Raw genomic sequence first — 6,072 nt, 5'->3', positions numbered from 1 at the left:
TATAAAAAAGGATTGGTTACACTTGCTTTTTTTATGCCTTGTGTTCGGGTTACTGCAAAAATTTCATTGTTAAAAATTGTGGTTTGTAAAACATCTGTAAATTCGCCTGAATTTCCGATATAAAAACTGTTTTCAATTTCAAAATTTGACAACTTAATTACGCTAATTCCGTATTGTGTTGACACGTATACTTTACCTTCATGTTCATAAAAATCATTAATTTTTTTACTATTGGGCGGTACGGGCACATCGGTAATGATGTCTACTTTATTTAACGTAGTGCCATCTGGTTTTATAAGGATAATTAATCCGTTTTTATTTCCAACTAAAGTACAATTATTTGATGTGTGTAAAATAGCAGTAATTTCATCAGGTTTTACATCGTTTATTGAAGTAAAAGTGGTTAAAATATTTGAAGAAACGTCTTTATTAAAAATTGAATTTTTAGTGCTGGAATATACCTTCTGATCTGAAATACAAATGTCTGTAATTTCATTAAATGAAAAATAACCTTTCCATAATTTCTGTTGTGAAAAAGAAAGTATCGAAAAACAAAAGCATAAATAGAAAAGTATTTTTTTCATATATGTAAAATTTATTTTTTAGCAGTCATATATGGTATCGCTTTTTTATTTATCGGTGTTTGCTTGCGCAAACTAGTTGTTAATGGCGATTTCATAAAATAAGTTGAACTACAAATATACACTAAACAAAATTATATAACGATTATTGTCTTTATTCGTTTATAATTTGAACTAACTGTTGTAGTTTTTCAAAATCCATTTGCATATTTCCATCAGATGTTGGCATATATCTTGCTTTTTCACAATTTTGTAACAGCTTGACAAAATCGTTTGTGGTTTCTTGAGAAATGTGGTTTTCCCGAAATTTTTGAATGATGTTTTCTTTATTCAAGTCCGCTTTTTCTAATCCAAATTTATAGAGTAAAAAAGCATTCATTTTGAGTTCCATTTCTTGGTAAAACACTTCTTTATTTGTTATAAATTGTTGCATATCATTTACAGAAAACTCCTTTTTTTCAGGTTTTATTTCTGTAATTATCGCTTCAGAAACATCTGATTGGTTTCTTTTTAAAATAAAAAACAATAAAGCAGAACCAACTAAAGTTACACACCCAATAAAATGAAAAAATGTAAATTCAAAATCTGGTGCTGGTGCTGTTTTTTGGGATTTTTCAGCTAATTTAGATGTTGAAACCGAAGTATCATTCGCTTGATTTATGCCTTGTGAAACGTCTAAATTTATAGCTTCAGATGAAATGGTTTTATATGTTTTTGATGTTATATCGAAAAAAGAGAAATTTTGTGATTTTATTTTAAAATTACCTTTATCTTGAGGGATTATGGTATAACTATCTACAATTTTCCCTGAAATTCCGTTTATGTTTTCGTTTATAAATTCTTGATGTTTTGGTTCGTAAATTTCAAAATTAGATGGTAAATTAGGTTTAGGAATTTCAAATAATTTTAAATTTCCTTTTCCTGAAACAATAAAATCTAACTGTAAAGATTCTCCTGATTTTAATTCGTTTTTTGTAACATTTGCTTTAAATTCAAAGGTGCCAACTGCGCCTGTAAAATTATCTGGTTTTCCTTTTTCAGGCAAAGAAAGTACTTGAAGATTTTTAGAATTGGAAACAATTTCTCTTCTGGCTACATCAAATTCTGGATCACCAAAAAAATCAAAATCTCCTGTTGGATAACTGATATTTAAATCTAATGTGATGGGTGTTATTTCTAATTTTCCTATTTTTTGCGGGTACAATATGGCTTTTTTGAAAATTTTAGATTTGAATACTCTGTTATTTACAACCTTTCGCTCCCATCCGCCTTGTACATCTTCTGTTTGACTCCAAAAGTTGTTGAATTTAGTAACTATATTTTTGTTTAGCTCAATCTCTAAATTGGGTGCCAAATAAATACGATAAAGCACCTCAACTGGTTCATTTACAAAGGCGGTGGTTTTACTAACTTCTACATCAATAAACAATAAATTATTTGCGCCCGAAATGGATTTATTTACAGTGGCCGGTTTCGGTATGTTATTTGAATTTTGGTTTCTCAGTATGGCATCAGTAGCTTTTTCATTGGAAACAGAAACCGCTACAGATTTTGATGCAAATGTTTTTCCGTTAAATTTAATTGTTGCGGGAGAAATAACTAATCTTCCCGCTTTAGCAGCCTGAATTACATAGGTATACACTTGTTGTATGGCGTAATTTCCATTACTGTATTCTTGATTAGATGAAACGTAAGAACCACCCTTGTTAAACCCATTAAAATTAGGCGGTGTAAAGTTTGTGCCTTCTTCGTTAAAAATATAAGTAACCTGAATCACTTCACCAATTTTAAGGTTTGTTTTTTCTGCTTTTACATCTAATTTAACCTGTGAAAAGGAAAGAAAAGGGAAAAGTAGGAAGGTTAATAGTATTTTTATTTTATTGTTCATATTACCAATCTTTTTCTGTACTAGTAGTGTTTGTTTTTGTTTTGTTTGCGTTTACTTTTTCTTGTACTTTTTTTTCTTCATTGCTAATTGCTTTTAGCACGTTATCCATTCGCTGTTTGTTGGCGCTTGGTTTTTTTGGTGTTTTTTTATCTTTTTTATTTGAATTGTCTTTGTCTTTTTTCTGTTTGTTTTCCTTATCTTTTTTCTTCTTTTTTGGATTTGATTTTGGCGGATATTTTTTTAATAATTTTTTTGCTAATGCTAAATTATATCTAGTTTTTTCATCTTTAGAATTGGCCTTTAAAGCATTTTTGTATGAATCAACTGCTAATTTATAATTTTTATCTTGCATGTAAGCGTTACCTAAATTATGATACGCTTTGTGTTTTTGTAAATTATTTTTTGCAATTTGGGCGGCATTTTTATAATTTGTTATGGCTTCACTATACTTTTTATTTTTATAAATAGTATTGCCTAAATTGTATTCTGCTTGTTGTTTTTGCGTTTTTTCTTTGGCTTTTATTACTCGTAATCGTTTTTCTTTTTGTTGAAAATTCACCGACTTATTTTCCTGTGAAAAAGTAGTTGTAGTCACAAAAAATAAAAGAAAAACTAAGCTAATTTGTTTGTTTTGAAACCAATTTTTGATAAAAAAACCTTTGAACTTCTGGTTAGTTATAAAAAATTCTAATAGTAACAATACAAAAGCAATGCCTAAAAACCACTGAAATTGCGATTGTTTCTGTGCCAATTGTTGGGCTTTAAATTCTTGTTGTTTTACCGATGCTAATGCCGATTTTATTATAGCTACCACTTTTGATATTTGTGAATCATTACAATACGTTCCATTGGTTTCTGAAGCAATTTTTTGTAATACCTCTTCGTTTAGTTTCGTAGTTACAACTTGTCCGTTTTTATCTTTTTTAACTTGTTGAAAACCCAATTCATCCACAAATTCAATTGTGCCGCCGTTTAAAGTTCCAATACCAACAGTAATTATTTTTACTTTTTTTTCTTTTGTTAGTTTAGAAACATCAAAAGAAGTATTTTCGTGATCTTCGCCATCTGATAGCAAAATAATAGCTTTTCCCGAAGTTGGATTGTCAAAGAAATCCACACTAGTTTGAATAGCGCTTTCAATTGCTGTTCCTTGAGAAGATATTATATCTGAACTCATACTTTGTGTAAACATTTTTGCCAATTCATAATCCGTTGTCATAGGTAACACAGGGTAAGCACTACTAGCATAAGCTACAATTCCTATTCTATCGCTACCAATTGAATTGATAATTTGGGTTATAATTTGCTTGGATTTTTCCAATCGATTGGGCTGAACATCTGCACATAACATACTTTTTGAAACATCAATGGCAAACACTATTTCTACTCCTTTAGCAGGAACTGTTTCAACTTTAGAACCCAGTTTTGGATTCACCAACGCTAAAGCTATAAAAAAAAGAGCCATGATTTGTAGCATAAATTTTAGTTTTGGTTTGCTTTTAGACGCTTGCACAAATAGTTTCTCCATTGCTTGCTCCTCTCCAAATTCGGATTGTTTTTCGGATTGCCATTTTACATAGCTATTTTGCGCTACTATACCAATTGGAATAAGCAACAACAAAATAAAATAATAGGGCGATTCAAATTCAAACATTATATAAAACTTTTAAATAGTGTGCGACTTAAAATCATTTCTAATACCAAAACTAATAATCCCAAAAGTAACCAAATACGAAATTGTTCGTCAAATAGCATCAAGCGATTTTCTGATATTTTAGACTTTTCTAAACCGTCAATTTCATCATAAATAGCCTCTAATTTATTATTATCAGTAGCTCTAAAATATTTTCCTTTAGTTATTGCTGCGATTTCTTGTAAAATATTTTCGTCTATTTCAACCTTTTGTGGTTGAAAAACAATATTCCCATTACTGTCTTTTGCTACAGGAAAATTAGCCATTCCGTTTGTTCCTACTCCAACAGTATATACTTTTATGCCATAATCTTTGGCAATTTCTGCTGCTGAAATAGGATCTAAACTACCCACATTATTTACACCATCAGTTAATAAAATTATGATTTTAGATTTTGCTTTGCTATTTTTAATTCGGTTTATTGCGGTTCCTAAACCAATTCCTATTGCGGTTCCATCTTGTAAAACCAAACCGTTATATTGTACTTCTCTTAGAGCGTTTAGCAACATTGCTTTATCTGATGTTACTGGCGTTTTGGTGTAACTTTCACCTGCATACACCACTAAACCAATTCTATCATTTGTTCGTTTCTCTATAAATGATTCGGCAACTTTTTTTATGGCTTCCAATCGGTTTGGCTTAAAATCGGTAGCTAGCATACTTCCCGATACATCAGTAGCAATAACCATATCAATCCCGTTTTTACTAGCTGTATAACTTGATTTTTGAGTGTTTCTTGGTCGTGCTAAAGCAATAATTACAAATCCTAACACCACTAGTTTTAACAAAAACAAAAATGGACGGCATTTCATTACCCAAGATTTTGGTATGGAAAACCCTTCTGTTGTGCTTATTTTTATGGCTGGGTGTTGTTGTTTGATTGTTACAAAATGCCAAAACACAGCTATTGGAATAATCAATAACAACCATAAAAAATGAGGATGCATAAAGGCGCTATTCATCTTCTTGATTTATTTGTTCGAGACTATTTGTAATTCGATTTATAAAATCTTTACCTAATTTGTCCTTAGCATCGTGGGTAATTCTGAGTTTTTGTATGCCGTAACTATCAGAAATAAAAACGGTAAAAAATCGCATTTTTTTGGTTTCATTCGCTTCAGTTATTTCAAAAGTTCCTTCTAAAACATCTCCAGAAAGCGCTTTTATGTTTTTAAATTTTTTTGCTGTAGTTTGAATTTTCTTAGCTTGATCTTGCAATAACTGACTTAATTCGTCATTAAAAAGTTGTTTTATATTTACTTTTATTGAATCTTTATATGCGATAGTTTGTACTGAGATTGCTAATTTATCATCCGGTTTTTGCCAAGAAAATTGCGCGATATTTTTAATGTTTGGGTTTTTAGATGTTACCAAATCACGAACTAAAATTTCTGGCGTTTCTACTTGCAAAATAGGTAAACCGTATTCTGAAACTAACCATTCTTTTTTTAGATAATAATCGGCATCTTTTCCGTTAATTTTTGCAGAAAAATAATGGGTTACATTTTCCCATCCAAAAAAGGTAACAACAGCAACCATTGCCACTAAAAAAGTTACAATAAATGCCGCTTGTCTGATATTTTTATATTTATTTTGTTGCTGTTGTGCCGCTAATTTGGCCAACGCCACTTGTTGTTCTTCGGCAGAAACGGGTAAGGTTTTATGAAAAACATTAATTAAATTTTCGGAAGCTATTTTATCTTCATTTTGTTCAGGTAAATCAATTAAAATTTTTGCAAATTTTACCAAATCTGCTTTGGTAAAAAGTGTTTCAATTTGACTAATCGTAGCGTCTGAAATTTGAAATTTCTTATTTTTTACTGCATTTTTTAGTTTAAAAATAAACTGTTCCGTGGTACTTTCTAACGCAGAAAATTCTAACGTTTTTTCAAAATATGATTTTATTATTT

General features: G+C 30.1%; 5 protein-coding genes. All 5 read right to left on the bottom strand.

Going from position 1 to position 6,072, the window contains the following annotated elements; all coding sequences use genetic code 11:
- The coding region (locus ABWP60_RS09400) for a PorZ beta-propeller-like domain-containing protein (protein WP_502904818.1) at positions 1–584 on the bottom strand (584 nt) is incomplete at its 3' end.
- Positions 585–735: 151 nt separating this feature from the next.
- The gene (locus tag ABWP60_RS09395) at positions 736–2,469 is read right to left on the bottom strand and encodes a BatD family protein (RefSeq protein ID WP_353151743.1); all 1,734 of its coding nucleotides are present in this window, start codon (positions 2,467–2,469) and stop codon (positions 736–738) included.
- Position 2,470: 1 nt separating this feature from the next.
- Positions 2,471–4,123, bottom strand: coding sequence for a VWA domain-containing protein (locus tag ABWP60_RS09390; RefSeq protein WP_353151741.1), 1,653 nt, complete (start codon positions 4,121–4,123; stop codon positions 2,471–2,473).
- Complete coding sequence (locus tag ABWP60_RS09385; protein ID WP_353151739.1) at positions 4,123–5,124, bottom strand: vWA domain-containing protein; 1,002 nt, start codon at positions 5,122–5,124, stop codon at positions 4,123–4,125. Before ABWP60_RS09385 ends, ABWP60_RS09390 begins: the two co-directional genes overlap by 1 nt.
- Positions 5,117–6,072 (bottom strand): hypothetical protein (locus tag ABWP60_RS09380; protein ID WP_353151737.1); only part of this gene is annotated, 956 nt, incomplete at its 5' end. The genes ABWP60_RS09385 and ABWP60_RS09380, both read right to left, overlap by 8 nt.

Source organism: Flavobacterium sp. (assembly GCF_040402895.1).
In the GTDB taxonomy this organism is placed as follows: Bacteria; Bacteroidota; Bacteroidia; order Flavobacteriales; family Flavobacteriaceae; genus Flavobacterium.
The sequence above is the reverse complement of the archived record's forward strand: the minus strand, read 5'-3'. Positions and strand labels throughout refer to the sequence as shown.

Bases quoted from the DNA above. Each gene is read 5' to 3' on its own strand.
- ABWP60_RS09390 (WP_353151741.1), bottom strand. From the start codon at position 4,123: ATGTTTGAATTTGAATCGCCCTATTATTTTATTTTGTTGTTGCTTATT.
- ABWP60_RS09385 (WP_353151739.1), bottom strand. From the start codon at position 5,124: ATGAATAGCGCCTTTATGCATCCTCATTTTTTATGGTTGTTATTGATT.
- ABWP60_RS09395 (WP_353151743.1), bottom strand. From the start codon at position 2,469: ATGAACAATAAAATAAAAATACTATTAACCTTCCTACTTTTCCCTTTT.